General features: G+C 66.3%; 18 protein-coding genes and 2 pseudogenes. 10 read left to right on the top strand and 10 right to left on the bottom strand.

What is annotated here, in order from left to right; all coding sequences use genetic code 11:
* Window positions 1-18: 18 nt before the first annotated feature.
* Window positions 19-291 (top strand): hypothetical protein, encoded by a 273-nt coding sequence (locus C6A87_RS01985; RefSeq protein WP_311115738.1) that lies wholly within the window; start codon window positions 19-21, stop codon window positions 289-291.
* A 119-nt stretch (window positions 292-410) separates the two neighbouring features.
* Window positions 411-1,172 carry a hypothetical protein gene (locus C6A87_RS01980; protein WP_311115737.1) on the top strand — a complete coding sequence of 254 codons (762 nt, stop codon included), beginning with the start codon at window positions 411-413 and terminating at the stop codon, window positions 1,170-1,172.
* 872 nt (window positions 1,173-2,044) lie between these two features.
* On the opposite strand, the gene C6A87_RS01975 is transcribed toward C6A87_RS01980, so the two are convergent.
* Entirely contained in the window at window positions 2,045-3,127 is a 1,083-nt protein-coding gene (locus C6A87_RS01975; RefSeq protein WP_311115736.1) for an SDR family oxidoreductase, read from the bottom strand.
* An 83-nt stretch (window positions 3,128-3,210) separates the two neighbouring features.
* Window positions 3,211-4,770, bottom strand: a complete 1,560-nt coding sequence (locus C6A87_RS01970) for a DegT/DnrJ/EryC1/StrS family aminotransferase (RefSeq protein ID WP_311115735.1) — start codon at window positions 4,768-4,770, stop codon at window positions 3,211-3,213.
* Between the two features lie 146 nt (window positions 4,771-4,916).
* On the opposite strand from C6A87_RS01970, the gene C6A87_RS01965 reads away from it, so the two are divergent.
* The 4 genes from C6A87_RS01965 (at window position 4,917) to C6A87_RS01950 (ending at window position 10,198) form a co-directional block, all read left to right on the top strand.
* Complete coding sequence (locus C6A87_RS01965; protein WP_311115734.1) at window positions 4,917-6,974, top strand: inositol monophosphatase family protein; 2,058 nt, start codon at window positions 4,917-4,919, stop codon at window positions 6,972-6,974.
* Window positions 6,975-7,096: 122 nt separating this feature from the next.
* Window positions 7,097-8,644, top strand: coding sequence for a mannitol dehydrogenase family protein (locus C6A87_RS01960; RefSeq protein WP_311115733.1), 1,548 nt, complete (start codon window positions 7,097-7,099; stop codon window positions 8,642-8,644).
* Window positions 8,628-9,443 carry an HAD family phosphatase gene (locus C6A87_RS01955; protein WP_311115732.1) on the top strand — a complete coding sequence of 272 codons (816 nt, stop codon included), beginning with the start codon at window positions 8,628-8,630 and terminating at the stop codon, window positions 9,441-9,443. The genes C6A87_RS01960 and C6A87_RS01955 overlap by 17 nt, the downstream gene beginning before the upstream one ends.
* On the top strand, window positions 9,440-10,198 hold the full coding sequence (locus tag C6A87_RS01950; RefSeq protein ID WP_311115731.1) for a GAF and ANTAR domain-containing protein: 759 nt from the start codon (window positions 9,440-9,442) through the stop codon (window positions 10,196-10,198). Before C6A87_RS01955 ends, C6A87_RS01950 begins: the two co-directional genes overlap by 4 nt.
* A 79-nt stretch (window positions 10,199-10,277) precedes the next feature.
* Here C6A87_RS01950 and C6A87_RS01945 read toward each other — a convergent pair whose 3' ends face one another.
* The 5 genes and pseudogenes from C6A87_RS01945 to C6A87_RS01925 form a co-directional block, all read right to left on the bottom strand.
* Complete coding sequence (locus C6A87_RS01945) at window positions 10,278-11,279, bottom strand: cytochrome d ubiquinol oxidase subunit II (protein WP_311115730.1); 1,002 nt, start codon at window positions 11,277-11,279, stop codon at window positions 10,278-10,280.
* Window positions 11,276-12,664, bottom strand: coding sequence for a cytochrome ubiquinol oxidase subunit I (locus tag C6A87_RS01940; protein ID WP_311115729.1), 1,389 nt, complete (start codon window positions 12,662-12,664; stop codon window positions 11,276-11,278). Before C6A87_RS01940 ends, C6A87_RS01945 begins: the two co-directional genes overlap by 4 nt.
* 205 nt (window positions 12,665-12,869) lie before the next feature.
* Window positions 12,870-13,000, bottom strand: a pseudogene (locus C6A87_RS01935) (SDR family NAD(P)-dependent oxidoreductase); the annotation flags it as partial.
* Window positions 12,997-14,443: pseudogene (locus tag C6A87_RS01930) on the bottom strand (flavin-containing monooxygenase). The pseudogenes C6A87_RS01935 and C6A87_RS01930, both read right to left, overlap by 4 nt.
* Before the next feature lie 74 nt (window positions 14,444-14,517).
* A complete protein-coding gene (locus C6A87_RS01925; RefSeq protein ID WP_311115728.1) occupies window positions 14,518-15,468 on the bottom strand; it encodes an alpha/beta hydrolase in 951 nt (316 codons plus the stop codon).
* Window positions 15,469-15,526: 58 nt separating this feature from the next.
* On the opposite strand from C6A87_RS01925, the gene C6A87_RS01920 reads away from it, so the two are divergent.
* The 3 genes from C6A87_RS01920 to C6A87_RS01910 all read left to right on the top strand — a co-directional run bounded on the left by C6A87_RS01920 (window position 15,527) and on the right by C6A87_RS01910 (window position 17,470).
* Window positions 15,527-16,081 carry a TetR/AcrR family transcriptional regulator gene (locus C6A87_RS01920; protein ID WP_311115727.1) on the top strand — a complete coding sequence of 185 codons (555 nt, stop codon included), beginning with the start codon at window positions 15,527-15,529 and terminating at the stop codon, window positions 16,079-16,081.
* A 183-nt stretch (window positions 16,082-16,264) separates the two neighbouring features.
* Window positions 16,265-17,167, top strand: coding sequence for a pyridoxal 5'-phosphate synthase lyase subunit PdxS (pdxS, locus tag C6A87_RS01915; RefSeq protein ID WP_311115726.1), 903 nt, complete (start codon window positions 16,265-16,267; stop codon window positions 17,165-17,167).
* A gap of 39 nt (window positions 17,168-17,206) precedes the next feature.
* Entirely contained in the window at window positions 17,207-17,470 is a 264-nt protein-coding gene (locus tag C6A87_RS01910; RefSeq protein ID WP_133167587.1) for a tryptophanase, read from the top strand.
* A 20-nt stretch (window positions 17,471-17,490) separates the two neighbouring features.
* Here C6A87_RS01910 and C6A87_RS01905 read toward each other — a convergent pair whose 3' ends face one another.
* The gene (locus C6A87_RS01905; RefSeq protein WP_311115725.1) at window positions 17,491-17,877 is read right to left on the bottom strand and encodes a Rid family detoxifying hydrolase; all 387 of its coding nucleotides are present in this window, start codon (window positions 17,875-17,877) and stop codon (window positions 17,491-17,493) included.
* 14 nt (window positions 17,878-17,891) lie between these two features.
* Window positions 17,892-19,133: an FAD-dependent oxidoreductase gene (locus C6A87_RS01900; RefSeq protein WP_311115724.1), complete on the bottom strand. Its 1,242-nt coding sequence runs from the start codon at window positions 19,131-19,133 to the stop codon at window positions 17,892-17,894.
* A 91-nt stretch (window positions 19,134-19,224) separates the two neighbouring features.
* On the opposite strand from C6A87_RS01900, the gene C6A87_RS01895 reads away from it, so the two are divergent.
* Window positions 19,225-20,769, top strand: a complete 1,545-nt coding sequence (locus tag C6A87_RS01895; RefSeq protein WP_311115723.1) for a helix-turn-helix domain-containing protein — start codon at window positions 19,225-19,227, stop codon at window positions 20,767-20,769.
* 119 nt (window positions 20,770-20,888) lie between these two features.
* Here C6A87_RS01895 and C6A87_RS01890 read toward each other — a convergent pair whose 3' ends face one another.
* Window positions 20,889-22,103 carry an MFS transporter gene (locus C6A87_RS01890; protein WP_311115722.1) on the bottom strand — a complete coding sequence of 405 codons (1,215 nt, stop codon included), beginning with the start codon at window positions 22,101-22,103 and terminating at the stop codon, window positions 20,889-20,891.
* Window positions 22,104-22,324 lie beyond the last annotated feature (221 nt).

Here is a 22,324-nt window from a genome sequence, read left to right as displayed (position 1 = left end):
CCCGAGACCGTACTGGCGATGCTCTCCACCCATGCCGCGATCACGCTCATAGCGGCTGGCAAAGACAAGCCCGTTCCGGTCTGCGCCGGCCCCGGCCGAGACATCATCGGGCGAGCCAAAGGCATCATCATGGAACGCTTCAAGATCGATCGCGGGCAAGCGCGTGGCCTTACAGGGGAACTGCGTGTCGAAACCGCTGAGCGAGAGAGAGAATCGAAACTTCGCGAAGCACGTTTACCCACCTGCCCCGCCACACTTGCCGCCGCAGGCGTCGGAAGCGTGGGCGCGTAATGACGCCGAAGAGTCGTGCTCACTGGGCGTGGCCGTCGTGGCCGTCGTGGCCGTCGACATCGACGCATAACCCCACGTTGTTGGGGTAGCACCGCAGGGTGTTCGGGAGAGCTGCGGCAATGACACTGCTGATCCTCACGGCAGCGTGCGCGATGGAGGCGCCGAACGGCGCAGGCCCCAACGGCGGGCCCGCAGTCGAGAGGGCCGCCCCTGCGACGGCTCCCGGTGATGCCTCGCAAGGCCGCTTACAGGCGCGGCCGCATCCGCCGATCGCCGCACCCGTCGGGCCTGGCCTACACCAGCTGACCGGTGCGCTGCTCTACGTCCCCACCGGCTACCGCCCTGACACCGCGGCGCCGCTTGCCGTGATGTTGCACGGCGCCGGTGGTGACGCCCGCGGGGGAATGGACCCGTTCCTGCCGCTCGCCGACGCGGCAGGCGTGCTGCTGCTGGCCGTCAAGAGCGCGGAGGCGACGTGGGACGTGCTCTTCGAGTCGTTCGGGACCGACGTCGTGCGAGTCAACACCGCGCTGGCCCATGTGTTCGACCGCTGGGCGGTGGATCCTCGACGTCTGGCCGTCGCCGGCTTCTCCGACGGCGCCTCGTACGCCTTGTCGCTGGGGCTCACCAACGGCGACCTCTTCAGCCACATCATCGCGTTCTCACCGGGTTTCGCCGCTCCAGCGGAACGGGTCGGTGAGCCAGCGATCTTCCTCATCCACGGTGTCGATGACCGCGTTCTGCCGATCGACCGGACCAGCCGCCGGCTGCGACCCCGGCTGGAACGGGCGGGCTATGCGCTGACCTACGCGGAGTTCGAGGGCGGCCATGTGGTCCCCAGCGACTGGGCGCGGCGCGCGCTCGACTGGTTCCTCGGTTAGATGAGCAGTCGCGATCCTGGTCGGGTTGCAGGCGGTGGACAAGAAGACGTTCTACCGGCAGCACCTGGCAACACAAACCGACACGTCACCTGATGCGGCACAACCGCAACAAACAGCGCCGGCGGTTGCACCTGATCGCCGGCGCGCTCGGTGCCGGCGACGACGTCGCGTGGCACAACACCAACCCGTCCCCTGGCGTTTGGCGGCCGATCGTCGACCTCGCTCATTGCCACGACGCCCTCGCAATTGCCTATCGGTCTCCACCCGCTGCGGCGGCGTCGATGCGCCGCAACGCCGCGCGCGGACCGGTTGCCCTCCGACCTTCGCGGGTCATCACGCGGAGGCGGCGCTGTTCGGAGTCTTCGCCATGTCGGGGCTGTACAACGCCTTCCCCCTCCTCTCGGGGGTTCAGGGGCCACGGATGTTCTCGGATATCCGTCACATCCTGGAAGTGCCGACGTGCCGTAGCCGAGTGAAGAATTCGCTCCCGAGGCGGGAAGACGCCGCCGGCACCATCTGCCGCACCTGGCTGGCGCTGCCCACGAACCCTCACCCCCGACATCCTGTCGACCGACGGTTTACCTCTCCTCTTTCGGGTAAGTCCTGATCGTGGATGGCAGGGCAGGCGCAGATCTCAATGACGTGGTCGTCGATCACGAGCAGCATCCGGCGTACGCCTGCGAAAGGAACAGGCCGACGCCCGGCGGAAGCTTGCCACGGCAAGTCCATCCGGCAGGCAACTGGGTGCTAGGCCCAACGTGGTGCTAGGCCCAACGTTCCGAGTCCGGACCGATAGTTCGAGACACGCGGCAAAGCTAGCGCGGCGCGTGCAGGGGCTGCGGGTCTTCGACCCGCTGAGAAGGTCGGCAGGTTCATGAGACGGGCTTGACCGCCGTCCTGGGTCGTCCGATTCCAGCCGAATGCGTCAGCCTCCTGCGACCGGCAGCGGCAGCGGCCCCGGCCCCTCCGGCGGCCACCCCCAGACAGGCCAATGCCGTGTAAGCGGGGTGGGTCGTCGCCTTGACGTAGTAACTGCCCGACCGGACGTGTCCGGCTTGGGTGCCCCGCTCCTGCAAACCGTGACCGGGCTTATAGAGCGCGCTGTCCTCTCGCGAGCGTGACGGCCGATCCGCGCGCTGAGACCAATACTGATAATGCTGCATGACACGGTCGACGACGCGCGGTGCGATGTTGGCGATGAGCACCAACAGCTTGGCTTGTGCGCCGACGTAGACGTCTCTCTTCGGATGCGTTGCCGCATACAGGATTCCCTCGGCCACCGCCTCGGGCGGGTAGATCATGCCGCGGTGCGCGGGCTGCTGTTCCTGATAGCTGTGGGCATGTTCGTTGTAGGGCGTGTCTATCCGACCGGGATGTACGAGGGTGATCGACGCGGGGATGCCCTCATGCGCTGCTTCCATCCGCAGCGCCTCGGTAAAACCGTGCACGGCGAATTTGGCACTGCCATAAGTGGATTGGACAGGCGTGGCGCGATCACCGAAGAAGCTGCCGACGTTGATCAGGGCGCCGGCGGTCCCGGGTTCGCGAGTTCGAAAATGGGCCACCGCCGCACGTGATCCGTAGGCGACACCCCAGAAGACGGTGTCGAAAACTCGGCGGAAATCTTCGGTCGACACGTCCATGATGTTGCCGAAGATCGACACACCGGCGTTGTTGACCCACGTGTCGAACCTCCCGAATTCGCTGATCGCCGTGTCGGCGATTCGCTGGACGTCGCTTTCTTCGCCGACGTCGGCCACGACGTAGACGGCCTTGCCGCCCGCTGCCCGGATCTCATCGGTGAGCGTACTCAGCGCGTCCTCGTTGCGGGCTGCCAACACCAAGGCGCCGACACCCTCGCGCGCGGCCATTCTGGCCGTGACCAGACCTATCCCGCTCGATGCGCCGGTGATGACCATGACCTGCTCGGAAAGGGGGCGCAAAGACAGCTTCATCTGTTCTCCTGAGTGAGCGCGGAACGCTGGAACAACCCGTGTTCCCGGGCGCCGCAGCGCTACACGTCCACAATGCGATCGCTTTACGGGGCGACGACGCGGAACTCGGCGAGCGACTCGTCGGCGGCGCCTTCGACCATGACGCCTTTGGCCGCCTGCTGCTGGAGATAGTCCACGATGGCGTCGGTGAGCACTTCCCCGGGGGCGATGACTGGGATACCCGGCGGGTAGGGGCAGATCATCTCCGCCGAGATGCGACCCGATGCCTTGCGCCACTGCACCATTTCGGTCGCGCCGAGATAGGCGTCGCGAGGCAGCATCACCGTTTCGGTGCGCAGTTCGGGCAACGGCGGAGCGTCGCCGATCGGTTGGGCGCCGCGGTCGCAGTGGGCGTCTGCGAGCGCGGACATCGCGTCGATGAACCGATGCGCGGTGGCGTCGGTGTCGGCGTAGGTGATCAGGGCCATGACCCTGCGGTGATCGGCCAACTCGACATGCACGCCACAGCGCTCACGCAACCAGTCGGCAGCTTGATAGCCCGTCAACCCCAGGCGATTGACGTCAATGCACACGTGAGTGGGATCCAGTGCGAATGCTCCGGGACTCGCGAGAATCTCCTCACCCATGACGTCGAGGCCTGCGACCTCCGACAGCGCGCCGCGGACTTGCGCAGCGACATCGACGGCGTGGCCGAGTAGCTCTTCGCCATGCTCGGCGAACTGGCACCGCGCCGCGTCGATGGACGACAGCAACAGCGACGATGCGCTTGTCGACTGGGTCAGTTCGAAAACCAGGGACAGCCGCGTGGGGTCGATCCGCTCGCCTTTTCGGCTCAGTACCGAGGTCTGGCACAGCCCGTTGAGGGATTTGTGGACGCTGCCGATGGACAGGTCGGCGCCTGACTCGATCGCCGATGGGGGTAGTCGGCTGCAGAAGCTGAAGTCCAGTCCCCAGGCGTCATTGGTGATCAGCGGCACGCCATGGGAGTGCGCGGCGTCGGCGAGGCCGCGCACGTCGGCGCTGACGCCGTAGTAGGTGGGCGTGAAAACCATTGCGGCCACCGCGTCCGGATGGTCGCGCAGGACCGTGTCGAGGCGGCCGGGGTCCACGTTGTGGGCGAGCTGCCATTGGTTGTCGTACTCCGGATCGACATAGACGGGCATCGCCCCGGAGAGAACGAGGCCAGAGAACGCCGACTTGTGGCCGTTGCGGGCCATGACCAGAGTTTCGCCGGGTCGGACCGCGGCCATCATCGCGACGTGCACGTTCTCGGTACTGCCGTTCGTGGAGAACAGCGTCTCGTCCGCGCCGACCGCGTCGGCGAACAATGTCATGGCTGTGGGCTCGACCTGCCAGGACTGATGCCGGTTGTCCACGCCGTTGTTCATCCCGATGTCGGCCCGGAAGGCGTCCCTGCCCGCCCAGCGCGCCGCGATCGGCTCGGCCGGTCCCGTAGCGCAACGGTGTGCCGGGATACCGAAGCTGAGGTCACCTCGGCGATGAAAGTCCTCTATCGCCTCGCCGACCGGAGCGGCGTCCGGCGAGCTGCGAACAGGGCCGGCTTGGGCTTCCCTCTGCGCCTTGGCTTCGTTCTGTTCGCGTTGCTCGTCGACGTGTGAGAGCGCTTGATCGGATCCCGACATGACGGCACACCTCCTCTTCCATAGCGCGGTGGGGCCGTACCGAGGTACCCGCGGGGGTGCTTTGCAATCGTCTCAACAAAAGCGACGGTTGCCAGGCCCAGCAGAGCACGGTGTTTGGGCGGAGCCGAACCGGGAACATTTTCGCGATGCAGCGGACTCTGGTGAGCTACCTGCTGATGCCCCGTCCAAAGGACCTGGTGAAGGCGCTGCTGATCCCTGTCGCCTACGCGGTGGGCGCGGCCGCTACGGGAGAGGTGAGCATCGAGTCCGCTGTCCGTGTCGTTGTCGTGATGGCCGCGGTGGAGCTACTCATCTATCCCGCCCGGTACCAATGGAACGACATCAGGGGCTTCGTCGCCGACCAACAGCACCCCGACAGCGGTTCCCGCGGTCGGTTACCCGGACCACTGAGCGACGCCCGACGGAACGTGGCCACCAGTGGTGCCGTGGCGCTGCTGCGATTGCTGGGCGTGGTGGCTCTTGTCTTCCTGCTTCCGGGACTGGACCTCGGAGGTCTGCTCACCTGCGCCGTCGCAGGAATCTTCGGAGTCGCCTTCGCCTACGAGTGGCTGCGTTCCCGATATACGGGGCAGGACGGGCAGGCACCGCCGCGCCTTCATCGCGGTCTGGTGCTCATCTGGCTGGTCGCCGGTGCCGGGTATGCCGTGCGCGGCCTGGTCGGGTTGGCGCTTGCTGTCGATCTGCGCTCCCACCTCGCACTGACGGCGTGGGCGGCGGTGACGCTCTGGGCCTACGGCGTCGCGTTCGTCACCAGCCGCTGGGCGGTCGAAGCGACAGCTTTCGCCACCGCGGGCGGGGACGGGCGGGTCCGATTCGAGGCGCGCGGGGATCAGGGACGCGAGCACCTGGTGGTGCTGGCCCGGTGGCTGCCAGAGCGGTTGTCCGACGCCGCACTGGGCCCGACGCGCTGGGTTCCGTTGTCGGAGAAGACACCTCTCACGGCGCCATGGAACATTGCGATCATGGTCGCCGGACTGGCGTCGGCGGTGACCGGATTACTGCTGGCAGGTCCCGCTTCGGTCGCCGGTTGCGTCGCGGCTGCCGCCGTCGGACTCACGGTGACGGCGCTTCCCGTACTCGGTGTACCCCGGGCGCGGACGTTCCTGATACCCGTCGGCGCGCTGGCGCTGGTGGGCTGCTACCACCTCATCGGATGCCCCAGCCCGGCAGTTGCACTGGCGCCTTGGGTCCTGATCACGGCGGCCTATTTGTTCTTCAGCAGTCGCAGTCTGTACGCGCTCGGGAGGCCCGGCAGGCTGACGCGAGCCGTCAGGTCGGTCCGGAGGTCGGCGGGCAGGTCTGTCTTCGGCCGTCAGACGTGGGCGACGCTGCAGCACAACAATACTAGGGCCGAGATCGCCGCTGACCTGCCTTCGGAAGGAACCGAACTCGTTGACGTGGCGCGGATCGCGGCGGCGGCGGGCGCCCGGGTGGCCATGCGCTGGTGGGCGGTCCACGCACAGCTCGAGGTTCAGGAGAAGCAGGGCCCCCGCGACCTGGTGAGCCGCGCGGACCGCGAGACCGAAGAGGCGATTCGCGCCGAGCTGACCCGACTCCGCCCCGATGACGGCGTGCTGGGCGAGGAGGGCGGCACGGTGGACGGATCCAGCGGCATCCGGTGGGTGATCGACCCGATCGACGGCACGACGAGTTACCTGTACGGCCGGTCGGACTGGGCCGTCAGTGTCGCCGCGGTCCGCTGCAGCGACGGCGTGATCGTTGCGGCGGCGGTGTGCGAACCGGTTCTCGGCAAGACCACCTATGCCCAGCGGGGACAAGGCACGTTCTGCGACGGCCAACGGGTCACCGTCAACGACGTGTGGTCGCTGGACCGAGCACTGATCGAGATCAACCTGGGCCGTGACGACCAGCGCGCGATCGCCGGGGCCATGGTTCACGAATTAGGCGGCTCCGTACGAGATCTCAGGCGCGGCGGCAGCGCCGCGAGCGCGCTGGCGCACGTGGCGACCGGACGCGCCGACGGTGTGTGGGCGCCAGGCCTGCAACCGTGGGACGGCGCCGGCGGCGTGCTGCTTGTCGAAGAGGCGGGTGGCTCGGTGGGCGACCTCTCGGGACACAGCGCCGGCGTGTGGCCGGCCTCCGGCGACGTCCTGGCGGCGAGCCCGGCGTTGTGGGCTGCATTACACGTCATCCTGGCGCGGGTGTATGTAATCCGAGTTTAGGCGCCTCCTGCGGTGGTATTCCTGCCCCGCAACGCCGATCGACCCCCCGAAGTACTGCGTGATTCGCACGAGCCGCTCGAGAAGCCGGCCGCTCGCCATCCCACTCGTGCCTGGGGAGAACCATGTCCAATGTCATCAGGCTTCGGCCGAATACTGGAGTTCCACTGAACAGCGCCACCCTCGACCTGCACGCCGGTCGGCTGTCTGTTCCCAAATACGACCGGTCGGCGCTGACCCCTTCGGTCGTTCACATCGGCGTGGGGGGATTCCATCGCGCCCACCAGGGCAGCTACTTCGATGACCTCGCCCGCGCCGGTCTCTCGATGGACTGGGGCGTCACCGGTGTCGGATTGCACCGCGATGAGATGAAGAAGGCGCTGGTGCCACAGGACTGTCTGTACACGGTCATCGAGCGTGGCGCGGACCGCTCCGAAGGGCGCGTGGTGGGGGCCATGCGCCGGTACCTTTTCGCACCGGACGAGCATGCCGCGGTAAGGGCGGTGCTTGCCGACGAACGCACCCGCCTGGTGACGTTGACGATCACCGGTGACGGATACCACCGGAACCCTGCCACCGGCGACTTCGATGCCGACTCCGCGGCCGTGCGCCACGACCTCCAGGGTCCAGTCTCCTATCGCACGGCGTGGGCTTACCTGGTGGACGCGCTCGAGCAACGACGACGTAGCGGGCTGCCACCGTTTACCGTGATGTCGTGTGACAACGTGCCTGACAACGGCGACGCGGCAAGGACCGCCCTCGTGGGCTTCGCCGAACAGCGCGATGCCGAACTGGCTCGCTGGATCGAGCAGAACGTGGCATTCCCGTCCACCATGGTTGACCGGATCACGCCGAAGACCACTCCGACCGAAATCACCCGCATCGCCGAGACCCATGGAATTGCCGACCGGTGGCCGGTAGTGGCGGAGCCGTTCCGCCAGTGGGTAATTGAAGATGCGTTCTGCAACGGCCGCCCGCCGCTCGATGGGGTCGGCGCTCAGTTCGTCCCGGATGTCGCTCCGTACAAACTGGTGAAAACCCGTCTGCTCAACGGATCGCACTGCGCTGTGAGCTACCTCGGCATCCTGCTGCGGCACGAGACCACCGACGCGGCGATGAATGATCCTGACGTCTATCACTACGTCGAGCAGCTCATGCGTACGGAGCTGTGCCCGCTGTTGGATGGCACAGCTGACGTGGACCTTAACGACTACTGCGCCACGCTGCTGGAACGCCTGTCCAATCCGGGTGTAGCCGATAGGCTTTCACGACTCGCGGCGCGCGGCTCCACCAAGATGCCGTCCTACCTGTTGCCCTCCCTCCAACAGGCGCGACGCGAGAATCGACCCACGTCCATGCTGACCCTGGCGGTGGCCGCCTGGTTCCGGTACCTGCGCGGCTACGACCTTTCTGGACGGCCGATCACGGTCGAAGACCAACGCGCAGAGGAATTGACCCCGATCGCCAAGGTGGGGCTCAGTGATCCGCGACCGCTGCTCGCCGTGCGCAAGTACTTCGGGGATCTCGGTGATGATGAGGGCTTCGTCTTGGAACTGGAGCGGATGCTGCGCGATATCGACCAGCGGGGTCTTGCGGCAACACTGCGAAAGACAGTGGGGTCACGACACTTCAACCAGAGCTGGCAGGAGGGACGCGATGTTGCGGCACCTTGACGAGTTCGACGTCGCAGCGGTACGGGTGATTCTGTGCGACGCCGACGGCAACCTCTTCCCGTCGGAAGAGCCTGCCTTCGAAGCGTCGGTGGGCGTTACCAATCGCTATCTTTCGCAGATAGGCGTGACGCGTCGCTACACCGCTGAGGAGCTCCGAATCTCCAGCACCGGCAAGAATTTCCGCACCACCGCCGTCGACCTCGCCCTCGAATGGGGTGCAGAACTGCTGACCCCAGCCGAACTGGAACGGTGGGTCCAACAGGAACGCAGAGAGGTCACCGCACACCTGGGATCTGTGCTTCAGCCCGACCGCGGCGTTCTCGACCCACTGGCCCTCCTGAGCCTGAAGTACGAACTCGCCGCGGTCAGCTCGAGCGCGCTGGGGCGCTTGAAGGCATGTTTCACCGCGGCCACCTTGGACGACCTGATCCCTGAGCGGTCCCGGTTCAGCGCCGAGGACTCACTGCCGGTTCCGACGAGCAAACCAGACCCGGCCGTCTATCGGTTCGCCATCGATGCGCTCGGCATCACATCGGCACAGGCGGTAGCGGTGGAGGATTCGGTGCCCGGTGTCGCGAGCGCGGTGGCTGCGGGCGTGCCCACCATCGGCAACGTGATGTTCGTACCGGCAGATGAGCGGGAACGGCGTTGCGACGAACTGGCAGCCGCCGGCGCCTGCATCCTGGTGGATTCCTGGCATGACGTTGCGACGCTGCTGGTCGGTTCACTCGACAGCTCCGCCGGCGCTCATCGCGTCGAGGCAGACCCTGGGGTCGCCACGGCCGGAGAACGGGCGTGATCTCCACCGGCGGGACAGCGCGGCAACCCGTGAAAGTGTCACAGCGCCTGCCAAACGATGACCGGCCCACCGCAACCGGACTCCGCAAGACCGTGGGTCTGATCAGGAGCATTCAGGATGGGGCCGGCTCTGATCCGAACCACGTCATTGAAGCGATCACCTCGGCCGCTGTGGTCCATATCCCAGGCGTCGACCACGCCGGAGTGACACTGGTTCTCGGCAACACGCTGCGTCCGGTGGGATGCACCGACGGGCTCCCGTTGATCGTTAACAAGCTTCAGGAAAGGCATGGAGAGGGGCCCTGCTTTGATGCAGTCAACAGCCAGGAGCCGTTGTGTGTCCCTGACCTGGAGGCCGCCGAACGGTGGCCGTGCTTTGCCAAGGACGTCCTCCGCGAGACCCCGATCAGGTCGGTGATGGCGCTACGACTGTTCAAGGACGAGGACGGCATGGGTGTCCTCAGTTTCCATGCGGACCGACCGGGAGCCTGGAGCGACGAAAGTGATGGAATAGCAATAGCGTTCGCTGCGCAAGCCGCACTTCTCGTGGAGAACAAGCGCCGAGAGAAGTACTTCCGCACCGCGTTGGCTCACCGGGACGTCATCGGTCAGGCGAAGGGGATGCTCATGGAGCGGATGATGGTCGACGCTGCGACAGCATTCGCTTTCCTGGTGCGCGTGTCGCGGGAACGGGGCGAACCCGTTGCAGCGGTCGCACGTCGTATCGTCCGCAACGAAGCAGTGGTGATTCTCTGACAGGCACGCCCGGGCGGGATCGCTCAGCGATTCCCGTGCGTACGCGGAGAGGGTGTCTGACTTCTCGGCTGCTCCACTGCTAGGTATGGGTCCATTCGTCGGTCTGGGTCAGCCGGAGCAGATACGCCAGCGCCGGCAACACAATCGCCCCCGCCAGGGCCACAACGACCAGCAACCCGACGAGCGTGGCGTCTGCGCCTGCGGCGTCATCGATGGTCACTTCGTCGACGAGCAGCCATGGGTACTGGCCGACGCCCCACCCGGTGATTACCGAAGCCACCGCCACGGCGGCGGGTACTCGGGCGATCGAATATCGACGCCGGAACACCAGCCACACAGCGGCCACTCCGGCCACCAGCGCGACGGCCAGCAGCGGCGCGGCGTGACTGCGCAGTCCCTCGGCCAGCGTCGGCGCGTCGTGGGCGACCGGGTAGAGCCCGGCGAAAACAACGAGTCCGGTGACGATACCGACGATCAGCGTGCGTCGCCGCAGCCCCTCGGCCACGTCGGTGTCACCGGCGCGCGCGGCGTCAGCGGTGAGGAACACCCCCGCGAGGAACACACACGTCGCCACGGCCAGGCAGCCACCCACCAGCGACGTCGGGTTGACCCAGGACCCGACCCGGTCGCCATAGCCCTCGGCCGGGACGCGACCCGAGGCGATCGCCCCCGCGACGGTACCCAGGAAGAACGGACTGATCAGCGACGAGGCGGCGAAGATTGCGCCGAACAGCCGCGCCTGCGACAGCGTCGCCGAGTACTTGCGGAACACGAAGCTGGCGCCGCGCAACACGATTCCGGTCAAGGCCAGCGCGAGCGGGATGAACAACGTCGTCATCGCGGCGGCGAACGTCCGGGGGAAACCGGTCCACCACATCACCAACACGTAGATCAGCCACACGTGGTTGGCCTCCCACACCGGCCCGATGCTGTGGTCGACGAGGGTGCGGACCTTCGCGCCGCTGCGAGCGTCACCTGCGGTGAGATCATAGAAACCCGAACCGAAATCGGCGCCGCCGAACAACGCGTAAACGACGACACCCAGGAACATCGCCATCGCGACCAGCGTTGCCAACGTCACGGCACCGACTCCTTTCGCGGCGGCCCATACGGGCTGGGAAGGTCGGTCTCGCCGGCACGCCATCGCCGGGCCATCGACCGCAGGACGACATAGGCGCCGACTGTCATGCCGAGGTAGACGATGAGCACCACGGCGTAGCTCCACCACAGGCCGCTGCTGCGGCTCGCGGCGTCCACGGTGGTCAGCACTTTCCACACCGTCCACGGTTGTCGTCCCACTTCGGTTGCCACCCAGCCGGACTCGACAGCAATGATCGCCAGTGGGCCGGTGATGACGGACAACCGCAGGAACCAGCGGTTTGCCAGCAGATCCCGCCCACGCCATCGGGCCAGCCAGTACACCACCACCACGGCAGCCAACAGCGTGCCGATCGCCACCATCGACTGGAAGGCGAGATGGGTGATGTTGACCGGCGGCCACTCCGACCGCGGCACCTCGTCGAGGCCCGGAACCGGGGCGTCCCACGAATTGCGCGCGATGACCGAACCGAGCCGCGGGATGGTCAGCGCCCAACGCACCTCACCGTCTATCAGCACACCCCCCAACCGCAGCGGCGCGGGGCCCTCGGTGGTCTGGGCAAGTTCGAACGCCGCCAGCTTCGCCGGTTGGGTGTCGTGGATCCGCATGCCCAACACGTGGCCGAGGAACGGTTGCGCGACGGCGGCGACCGAGGCGAATGCGAACGGCACCGTGAAGCCGAGCCGGTGGTGGGCGTCGACCCGCCCGCGCAGCAGGCCGGCGGCATACACGCCGGACACCGTCAGTCCGACGACCATGAAGGCCGCAACCCACATGTGGGCGAACTGCAGCAGCGCGCCGTCGTTGAACATCGCGCGCCACGGGTTGACGTCGGTGACCTCACCGTCGCGGATCGTGAACCCGGCGGGGTGATTCATCCATGCGTTGACCGAGACCACACAGAACGTCCCGACGACACCCGCGATGCCCATCGGAATCAGCATCAGCAGGTGCCGCCGCGGTGGCATGCGCCCCCAGCCGTACAGGTAGATGCCCAAGAAAATGGCCTCGGTGAAGAAGGACAACCCCTCGAACGCAAACGGCAACCCCAGCACATCGCCGAACCGGCCCATCAGTCCAGGCCACAACAGCCCCATCTCGAAGCTCAACACGGTTCCCGACACGGCGCCGATCGCGAACAGCACCGCCGACACTTTGGCCCAGCGCTGCGCCAACCCGAGGGCGACCGGGTCGCCCCGCAGAATGCCGCGGCGGTGCACGACGAAGATGATCGTCGGGAACGCCACCCCGAAGCAGGCCAGCACGATGTGCCAGCCCAGCGAGAACGCCATCTGCTGCCGTGCCGGCATCAGACCGGGCGGCTCACCCTCGGCGGCGAACAGCAGCAGGGTGTCGGTCAGTCCCATGACCAACGGATGCCCGCCCCGCCGACGACTAAGCGCGAACGTCCCGGCCAAGAGCTGCTGCTGCTGATGCCGGTTGCCGCGGTCACTTGTAGATTGCCAAACTCCGTGACATATCTCGAAGCCGCGACCAGCGCTGATGGCCTGTTGTCACGGAAGTAACGAACGGTTTATTGCCATTCAAATGGCGAATCCCAGTACCAGACTGCCTCTGGCGAAGGTCGGCGGCGAGTTCTTCGAGGCGCTCGGCGCGTCGGGCGACGAGCAGCACGTCGTAGCCCTGGGCGGCGAGGTGCGGGCGAAGGCGGCTCCGATGCCGGCCGACGCACCGGTGATCAGTGCGGCCGTCGAGGGGTCACGCTGCGGTCTGCCGCGCGGATCAGGTAGTTCTTCTTGTCGAAAGTTCTGGTGCGCGCGCGGAATCGAAAGGTGAACGTCGGCCACATGACCGAGTTGCGGGCCCGGGAGTCCAAATACCAACTAGAACATCCCCCGGAGTTCCACACCGTGCCCTCGAGCGCATCGTCAACCCACGCGTTGTAGGACGCTTGGGCTTCGGGGCGGACGTCGACCGACGCGAGGCCCTCGGTGCGCATCGTGCGGAGGGCGGCCGCGAGATAGGCGGCCTGGGATTCGAGCATGTAGACGATGGAACTGTGTCCCAGGTTGGTGTTGGGTCCGTACATGAGGAACAAGTTCGGGAAGCCCGCCACTGTGATGCCCAGGTGCGCACTGGGACTGCCTGGCCCAGTGCGAGGCGAGGGTGTCGCCGTCGGAGCCGGTCAGCAGGTGCGCGACGGGTGGCTCGGTAGGGGTGAAGCCGGTGGCAAAGATGATCGTGTCGACGTCGCGCAGCGTTCCCGCGCCGTCGCGGACCCCGGTGGCGGTGATCTCAGTCAGTTCGCTGGTCACCACGTCGACGTCGGCGCGGGACAGGGTGGGCAGCCAGTCGTTGGTCAGCAGGATCCGCTTGCACCCGATGCGAAAGTCTGGCGTCAACGCCGCGCGCAGCGCCGGATCGGGCACTTGGCGGCGCAGCTGTGCCTTCGCGATCATCTGAACCAGCGGCAGGAGCCAGGTGAAGTGCGCCAGTAGTACGAGGTAGCCCTCCCGGTAGGTGTAGACGATGCTGCGAACGAGTCTCTGCAACAACGGCACTCGGCGATACAAGGCTTTCTCGAAGCGGCCCAGGGTGCGGTCCAGTCGGGGCATCACCCACGCGGGGGTCCGTTGGAACACCGTCAAATGGGCGGTACGGTCGGCGATCTCGGGGACGAACTGCACCGCCGAGGCCCCCGTGCCGATCACGGCCACCCGATCACCGGTCAGGTCGTGGTCGTGATTCCACGTGGCGGAGTGAAACACCGTGCCCCTGAAGTCCTTGAGTCCCGGCACGTCGGGCAGCTTCGGGGTGGACAGTGCCCCGGTCGCAGCGACCAGGACGGTGGCGGTCAGTGCGCCCAAGGAAGTCTGGACCAGCCAGCACTGCCGGTCGTCGTCCCAGGTCGCGCCGAGCAACTCGCACCCGGTGATCAGGTGGCGCCGCAGCCCCGTCTGGTCAGCCACCGAGGTCAGGTAGCGATGGATCTCGGGTTGGCGGGCGAAGGTGTGACTCCACGTCGCGCTGGGGGCGAAGGAGAACGAGTACAGCGACGTCGGCACGTCGCACGCGCACCCGGGGTAGGTGTTGTCGCGCCATGTTCCACCGACCTCGTCGGCGCGCTCGATGATCAGCAGATCGGCCTGAGGCTCTGCGCGCAGGACCGCCGCCGCGGCGGCCATCCCGGCGAATCCGGCGCCGACCACCAACGTGTGGACCGATGCCGGAAACGTCGGGGCCGTCTGCTGCGGCGCCGTCACGGGCCTGCTCCGACGTGGCGGTCCAGGAAGGCGATCTGATCGGTCACGATCTGCTCGAAGTGCGGGTCGAGGTAGGGCTCGAAGTGCGTGCAGTCGTAGGACCTCACCTCGCCCTTGGGGATGCGGGACGTGATCTTTCGAGCCTTCGCGTACGGCGTGACGTCGTCCTTGATGGCGAGTTGGACCAGCGTTGGTGCGGTGATCTTGGCGGCGTGACGGCCCGGGGAGTACAGCGGCACGCGCAGAGCGATGCGGGCGGCGACGTCGTTCTCGGCCAGCAGTTCGTCGCGCTTGTCCCCGGCCATCCTCAACACCAGGTCATAGGCGCCCGGTGAGGTCATCATGGCGACCTCGCCAGGGTGTCCGATCGACTTCACCCGATGGGGTGGGCGGCCCAGCCACGCCCCCACCTGGTCGCGCACCGCTGCCAACGCCAAGCGGGCGACCAGCGTTGGGGCCTGTGCGAACGCCGACGCGGGGCCGGTGACGTGCGGCACCTGCACGATCGCGGCCGCCAGCGCGTGGTCTCGGGCGGCCAAGTCCAGGACGTGTCCGCCGCCGAACGAGGACCCCCAGCCGACGACCCGGGTGGTGTCGACGCCGTCGAGGCTGCGGGCGTAGGTCACTGCCGCGCGCCAATCGGCATGCTGGGCGGCGATGTCGAGCACCCGACGCGGTTGCCCGGCACTCGCCCCCCAAGACCGGTAATCGAACACCAACGCGGCGTACCCGGCTTGGGCGAACCGGGCGGCGTAGGCGTCCAGGCGCAGTTCCCGGAACGCGGCGAAACCGTGTGCCAGCACCACGATTGGCGGGTTCTGCACTCCGGCGGGGCGGTACAGCCACGCCGCGCATGCCACACCCTCGGAGGGGAAGGTGACGTCGTGCCGCGTGTAGGTGTGTGCTGTCCTGGGCCCTCCAGCTGAACCCGACTCGTTGATCGCCATTCAAGAAACGGTAACAGTTTGTTGAATGCCGTTCAAGACGGTCGTCTAAGGTCGAGGGGTGCCGAAGAACAGACGGCCCCAGGCGTCGCAGGAGAAGCGGGCGGAGATCGTCGCCGCCGCCCGCGAACTCTTCGTCGATGCCGGCTACGACGCCACCCCGATGGGCCGTCTGGCAGCGGCGGCCGGGGTCACCGCCAACACCATCTATTGGTACTTCGAGGACAAGGACGCCGTGCTCATCGCCGTCTTGGACGAGGTGATGACCGACGCGTGGGCCCAGTATCAGTCAGTGGCCGCCGAACCCATCCCCGCGCGCCTGCTGTGGGTGGTGCAGCAACTGCAACAGATGAGCCGTCTGGTCAGCACCGTGCACGCCCGGGCCGAACGCTCACCGTCAGTCGCGGTCTGGCACGACAACTTCCACCTGCTGACCTCCAGCCTGTTCCGCTACGAACTCGACGCCGCCGGCGTGGCCGCAGACGGCCTGGACGCCGAAGTCATGATCGGCGTATTCACCATCGAGGGGCTGCTCATGCACCCCTTGAGCGCAGATCAACAGCGAGCCATCTGCGACGCCCTCGCCGCGCGATGGAATCCACCACCTCTCCCCTGACCACGGATATCCCGATTGCCGATGAGGCGCGGTGCGGTCGCGAGACTTACCGCTCTTCCGCCGCCGGCGGGGATGTGTGCCGCACGAGCGCTGGGCATCAGTTGACAACATGTCAGAGGCGTTCGAAGAACAGCCGACAGTCAGCCCTTCGATTCCCATTGAACCGATCGACAGACTGGCGTTATGCGCGCAGATCTGGAAGACACGCGGACCGGTACCGCGCGGGTCAAGCGTGGTATGGCCGAGATGCTCAAGGGCGGCGTGATCATGGACGTGGTCACCCCTGAGCAGGCGCGTATCGCCGAGGGCGCGGGCGCGGTCGCGGTGATGGCGCTGGAACGGGTTCCGGCCGACATCCGGGCTCAGGGTGGGGTGTCGCGGATGAGCGACCCCGACATGATCGAGGGCATCATCGACGCGGTCACCATCCCGGTGATGGCCAAGGCGCGGATCGGTCATTTCGTCGAGGCGCAGATCCTGCAGAGCCTGGGCGTGGACTACGTCGACGAGTCCGAGGTGCTGACCCCGGCCGACTACACCAACCACATCGACAAGTGGCGTTTCACCGTGCCGTTCGTGTGCGGGGCGACCAACCTGGGCGAGGCGCTGCGCCGGATCACCGAGGGCGCGGCGATGATCCGCTCCAAGGGCGAGGCCGGTACCGGCGATGTGTCCAACGCCACCACCCACATGCGCAAGATCGGCGGCGAGATCCGCCGGCTGACGTCGCTGTCGGAGGACGAGTTGTACGTCGCGGCCAAGGAATTGCAGGCGCCCTACGATCTGGTCGTCGAGGTGGCGCGGGCCGGCAAGCTGCCGGTGACGCTGTTCACCGCAGGCGGTATCGCGACCCCGGCCGATGCGGCGATGATGATGCAGCTCGGCGCCGAGGGCGTGTTCGTCGGGTCGGGCATCTTCAAGTCCGGGAACCCGGCCGAACGGGCGGCGGCCATCGTGAAGGCCACGACGTTCTACGACGACCCCGACGTGCTGGCCAAGGTGTCACGCGGGCTCGGCGAGGCGATGGTCGGCATCAACGTCGACGACATCCCGCAGCCGCACCGCTTGGCCGAACGCGGCTGGTAGACAGGGCCTTTACAGATGGCACGGAGCAGCACGATCCAAGTGACCGAAAGCCAACTGGCTTGGGAGTTGGCCGACCGCATCGGCGCCCGACTCAGTCACGAAGAACGCACAGCGGTGTTCGTGGACCTGGGCTGCGGTGATTTCCTGTCCGCCATCCACCGCATCCTGCATATCGTCGCGCAAAGCCAACACCGCCTACCCGCGATGAGCCTGGAACGACTGCACATCTGGTCGCGAACCTACGGTCGAGAGCCTGAGTACGCACCCCTGCTCGCGCGGATAAAGAAGGCTCCCCCGCGGTGAATCAGCCTTCTCGGGGCGGGTCAGCGCAGCGCGACGATCGCGTCGATCTCGACAGTGGCGCCCATGGGCAGCGCCGCGACTTCGATGGTGGTGCGGGCGGGTACCTCTCCGTCGAAGAACTCCGCGTAGACGGTGTTGATCGCTCCGAAAGCGCTCAGGTCGGTGGTGTAGATCGTGGTCCGCACTGCGCGCTTCAACGCAGTCCCGGCTTCGGCGCACACCGCGGTCAAGTTCGTCAGGCATTGGCGCGCTTGGTCTGCCGCGTCGGTCACGTCGATCGATCCCGTGCTCGGATCGATGGGCAGCGCTCCCGAACAGTAGAGCAGTCCGGCGTGGGCAACCGCCTGCACGTACGGGCCGATGGCGGCCGGAGCATCTGCAGCGGCGATACGGGTGAGTTCGGTCATGGTCTTCTCTCTGGTCAACGAAGCGGATCTACTGCGCGAAGGGCCTCGGGTGTCCGGCTCGTGGTGATCATCTCGGCGATCAACTTTCCGGTCACGGGGCCGAGGGTGATCCCCCACATTCCGTGTCCACCGGCGGCGAACACACGGGGACTCGCCGTGCCACCGATGAGAGGCAGACCGTCGGCCGTACATGGACGCGCCCCTACCCACTCGTCCTCGCGAACGTCGAGGTGCGCCCCGTTCAACAGTTCGCCGGCAGCGTTGCGCAACACGTGAATACGACGAGGATCCATCGGCGCGTCCACATCGCGGAACTCCATCATTCCGGCGATACGCAGCCGGTCACCCACCGGCGTACAGGCCACCCGCTGTGTGGGGAAGTACACCGGCCCCTTCGGGAGATGGTCCACCTTGACCGTGAAACTGTATCCGCGGCCCGCTTGCACCAACCGCTTCACACCGAACGGACGCAGCAACGTGTTCAGCCGGGCACCGGTCGCGGCCACGGCGGCGTCGAACTGCTCGCCCGCGACCACGACGGCCGAGCCGATATCACGGATTTCGTGGACGCTGCACCCGGTGATGATTCGTGCGCCACGCGCACGGACCTGATCGGCGAGGGCATGCACGTACGCGGCGGGATTGAGAAAGCGCTCGTCGAGGATCTTGATCGCCGCGTTCACTTCCGACGACAACGCAGGCTCCTCCGCCCGGGCGGTGTCACCATCGAGAATCTCGAAGTTCACGTTCTGCCCCGCTGCCCGGATCTCGTCGAACTCATCCAGAAGCGTCTTGCGGTCCGCGGTGGTCCGGTACGCCGCGATGAACGGCGCAGCGGGAGCGGACTTCTCCGCCAGCTCCACTTCCATCTCATCGAAGGCGGCCAGTGCGTCCCTATTGAGCGGGATCAACGCCTGCATCGCCTTATGCCACCGTGCCGCAGTGCTGTTACGCACAAACTGCAGAAGAAAGCGGATCAGCCGCGGATCGGCAGAGGGCGGAACATAAACGGGCGAGGCGTGACTCACCAGAGCGCGCACGCCGTACTTGAGGACCGCGGGCTCCGGCAGCGGAGTCGCGATACTGGGCGTCAGCCATCCGGCATTGCCCCAACTCGAGCCGGCCGCCACACCGTCGGCATCGATCACGGTCACGTCGACGCCACGTTCCTGCAAGTACCACGCAGTGCAAAGACCCACCATGCCCGCGCCGATAACAGCCACCCGCTGCTGATGTCCGAACTGACGACCATTCATGAATCTATGGTGCAGCCTTACCATCTCCGGATCACTGTACGAGCCGAACAACGCTTCAGCCGGTTTCGATGACATTCGTACAATGAAGCCCGTGACCGGTGGCGTGGACCTCAGTGAGTTGGCGGCCGCGGGCGTGGTCGAGGTCGTCTCATACGGCCGCCGCACCTCGGTTTCTTCAGTTCACTTTCACGGCGATTCGGCACAACCGCACCGTGGTTCGTTGATCGCGGCGGCGGGTGCGACGACGTCCGAGCACCAGGCGGAAGTGGTGGCCCTTGCCGCGTCCGCCGGGGCTGGGGTGGTGGTTGTTCGCCGAGTTGCCTCGGCGGCCACGGGTGCGCTCTGCCAGGAACTGGGCATCAGTTTGGCTGAGCTTGCCGCGCAAGCCGAATGGTCCCACCTCGTCTGGCTCGTACACAGCCTGGTGGATCGCGATGAGCTGGGGTCGAAGCCGGAATCGACTGCGCAGCAGGATCTGTTTGCGATGGCCGATGCTCTTGCGGCAGCTCTCGGCGCACCGGTGACCATCGAGGACGCCCACAGCCGGGTGGTGGCCTATTCGGCGACCACCGACGGTGTCGACAGCACGCGGACGTCTACGATCATGAGTCGCGCAGTGCCGCCCGCCGTACTGCGGCGATTGCGAGCCACCGGCGTATTGAAGAGGTTGGCGCACGATGCACGACCGTTTATCGTCCCCGCCCTCGAACCTGACTTCCTCCAGCGCCTCGTCGTTCCCCTACGTGTGGGCGGCCAAGCAGTGGGGTCCATCTGGGCGATTTGGAATGGCACGCTCGACGCGCAGTTGGAAATGTATTTGATGACAACCGGATCCAGCGCCGCGGTGAGTTTGGTTCAACTCAGCGCCAGCCGGGATACGGCCGGACGCCATACCCTCGCGACCGTCCGTGCGGCGCTTCGCGGCAGCGTCGGTGAGACTTCCGCCCGGTGGGAGCCACCGTGCCACTCCAAACGAGTTGTTGCACTACAGCGGCTATCGGACGCAAGCCCGGCTGACGACGTCGCACTTTGGCAGAGTTTCTTCCGCAAAAAGTCCTGGCCGGATCCGATACTTGCCGATGTCGACGGGTTCACCTTCGCGATAGTCCCGGAACGAACAGGAGCCGGAGGGTGGGAGTGGCTTCGCGACCTCGCGTTCGCCTCCGCGCCTGGCAAGATGGCGGCCAGCAGAGCCATATCCGATGACAAGTCACTTCCTGCAGCCCGATTGGAGGCCGCCGAGACACTGAACGCGGTCCGTGCCCTCGGTCGTCCTGTCGGAACGTACGACGAAGTGTGGGACACGGTCGTCCTGCGGCGTGCCGCCGCGGCAGTGGCATCTCTCGAGCACGAACAGCTTCGACAGCTCATCCGCGAAGAGCACCGCGGCAGAACATCTCTGGCGCCGACGTTACGCGCGTGGCTTGAGTGCGGCGGTGATATCAAAGAGGCTGCCGCCATACTTCATACGCATCCCAACACGGTTCGGCACCGCCTGAAGAAGATCGACCAGCTCGTCGGCACCAGCCTGCAGACACACTCGCAGCGGCTGGCCGCGCTGATCCTGCTGCGAGGTTGGGATGAGCAGCCACCAGCATCATTCGTCGATGTGACGCCGCCACACGTTTCTACGTGAGCGCCATGAGGCCGCCGCAGTACCGGCACTGCCGCACCGCGGACTTGAGAAATACCTCCGGGCAGCAGCTTCGGTCACGGCTGTCGATTCGATACCTCCATGTGCTCCACAGCGGCCGTTCAGGATTTCTTGATGAACAACGGGGAAAGTGCACACAGCACCACGGTGGTGACGGTGAGCGCCACGAATCCCTGCACGAAGCTGCCCGTCGCATCCTTGACGGTTCCGAGGATGTACGGAAAGGCAAACCCACTGACGATCCACGGGATACCGATGATGACGCCGTTCACGATGCCGGCGTGTTTGGCGCTGACCGACTCGACCGCCGCGGCGAGAGTCAAGGGTTCACCAGCGTAAACGCCCAAGCCGATCAGGGGCATACAGATGGCCACCAAGACGTAGTTGCCGGTGGAAACGAACAGCGTCATGGTCGCCAACGCAGCGGCTGTCAGCACACCCGCCACGACAATCACCGGCTTCTTGCTGCCCAGCTTCTCAGCGAGCAACGGCGCCCCGAAGGCCGCGGCCATGCCGACGATCGAGAACAGCGAGGTCAGGAAACCGGCGAGCGATTCAGACATCCCGGCATCCTCGATGAGGATGGCGGGCATCCAGCTGGCGATGACGGAGAACAGGCCGACACCGCCGACCCAGAAGATCAAGGCGGAGAGCACGTTACGGTTCGCGATGGCCCGCACAGACTGCTCCACCGGCCGCGCCGGGTGCTGACTCTCGGGCAGGTCGCCGACCCGAACCAGGTCCGCGCCGGTAGTAGGTGCGTTCTTCGACACCACAGCAACGAGGACCAGCACCACGAGCATGAACACGGCCTGCACGCCCAACCCGAGTCGCCAGCCGAAAGCCGCGAGCACCGCAGAGAACGCGAACAGACTCAACAAGGCGCCCACACCGTCGCCGGACATCATGATGCCCACCGCGCGCCCGGTTTGCCCACTGTCCCGGAACCAGTCGACGGCCATCGTGTAGGTGGCCACCCACAGGAAGCCGACCGAGAGCCCTGCGAGAACCCGGCCGGCCATCACGAACTCCAGCCCGTCGGCCATCGCGAAGACCAGCTGCCCTACCACGCCGGCCGCCAAACCGGCCAGAATGATCTGCTTGGCACCCCACCTGGAAGCCAGCACGCCGCCGACCAGGATCGTCACACCGGCGACAAGACCTGTCACCGAGGAAATACTGCCCGCCTCCGAATAGCTGAGACCCAGCTCCTCGCTGATATCGGACAGACCGGGACTCCACCCGATGTACGGAAGAAACGCACCGACCAGCGCTAAATAGGCGACGGCTAGATTGGCCCACCTGCTACCCGACATATCGCTCCTCCGCGAGTCGGATCTGTACCGGAGTCAGTCTTCGTGCACGATCCCCTGCTGGTCGGCAAGCCGATTCACGCACTCCGCTCCGTGCCGAACAAGAGTGCAGCGCGCTGAGACACACGCCATATCGGCGAAGTGTCACGTACATCCCACGCCCTAGCGGACAGAACGTAAAGTGCCCGACCGTCCGGGTGCGGGCTCCAAAACCACGGGCCAGA

It is taken from the genome of Mycobacterium sp. ITM-2016-00317 (assembly GCF_002968295.1).
GTDB lineage: Bacteria > Actinomycetota > Actinomycetes > Mycobacteriales > Mycobacteriaceae > Mycobacterium.
This window is presented reverse-complemented; position numbering and strand designations above follow the sequence as displayed.

Bases quoted from the DNA above. Each gene is read 5' to 3' on its own strand.
- C6A87_RS01940 (WP_311115729.1), bottom strand. From the start codon at position 12,664: ATGGGACTGACCGACACCCTGCTGCTGTTCGCCGCCGAGGGTGAGCCG.
- C6A87_RS01970 (WP_311115735.1), bottom strand. From the start codon at position 4,770: ATGTCGGGATCCGATCAAGCGCTCTCACACGTCGACGAGCAACGCGAA.
- C6A87_RS01980 (WP_311115737.1), top strand. From the start codon at position 411: ATGACACTGCTGATCCTCACGGCAGCGTGCGCGATGGAGGCGCCGAAC.
- C6A87_RS01925 (WP_311115728.1), bottom strand. From the start codon at position 15,468: ATGGCGATCAACGAGTCGGGTTCAGCTGGAGGGCCCAGGACAGCACAC.
- C6A87_RS01960 (WP_311115733.1), top strand. From the start codon at position 7,097: ATGTCCAATGTCATCAGGCTTCGGCCGAATACTGGAGTTCCACTGAAC.
- C6A87_RS01955 (WP_311115732.1), top strand. From the start codon at position 8,628: ATGTTGCGGCACCTTGACGAGTTCGACGTCGCAGCGGTACGGGTGATT.
- C6A87_RS01900 (WP_311115724.1), bottom strand. From the start codon at position 19,133: ATGAATGGTCGTCAGTTCGGACATCAGCAGCGGGTGGCTGTTATCGGC.
- C6A87_RS01965 (WP_311115734.1), top strand. From the start codon at position 4,917: ATGCAGCGGACTCTGGTGAGCTACCTGCTGATGCCCCGTCCAAAGGAC.
- pdxS (WP_311115726.1), top strand. From the start codon at position 16,265: ATGCGCGCAGATCTGGAAGACACGCGGACCGGTACCGCGCGGGTCAAG.
- C6A87_RS01975 (WP_311115736.1), bottom strand. From the start codon at position 3,127: ATGAAGCTGTCTTTGCGCCCCCTTTCCGAGCAGGTCATGGTCATCACC.
- C6A87_RS01905 (WP_311115725.1), bottom strand. From the start codon at position 17,877: ATGACCGAACTCACCCGTATCGCCGCTGCAGATGCTCCGGCCGCCATC.
- C6A87_RS01890 (WP_311115722.1), bottom strand. From the start codon at position 22,103: ATGTCGGGTAGCAGGTGGGCCAATCTAGCCGTCGCCTATTTAGCGCTG.
- C6A87_RS01985 (WP_311115738.1), top strand. From the start codon at position 19: ATGCTCTCCACCCATGCCGCGATCACGCTCATAGCGGCTGGCAAAGAC.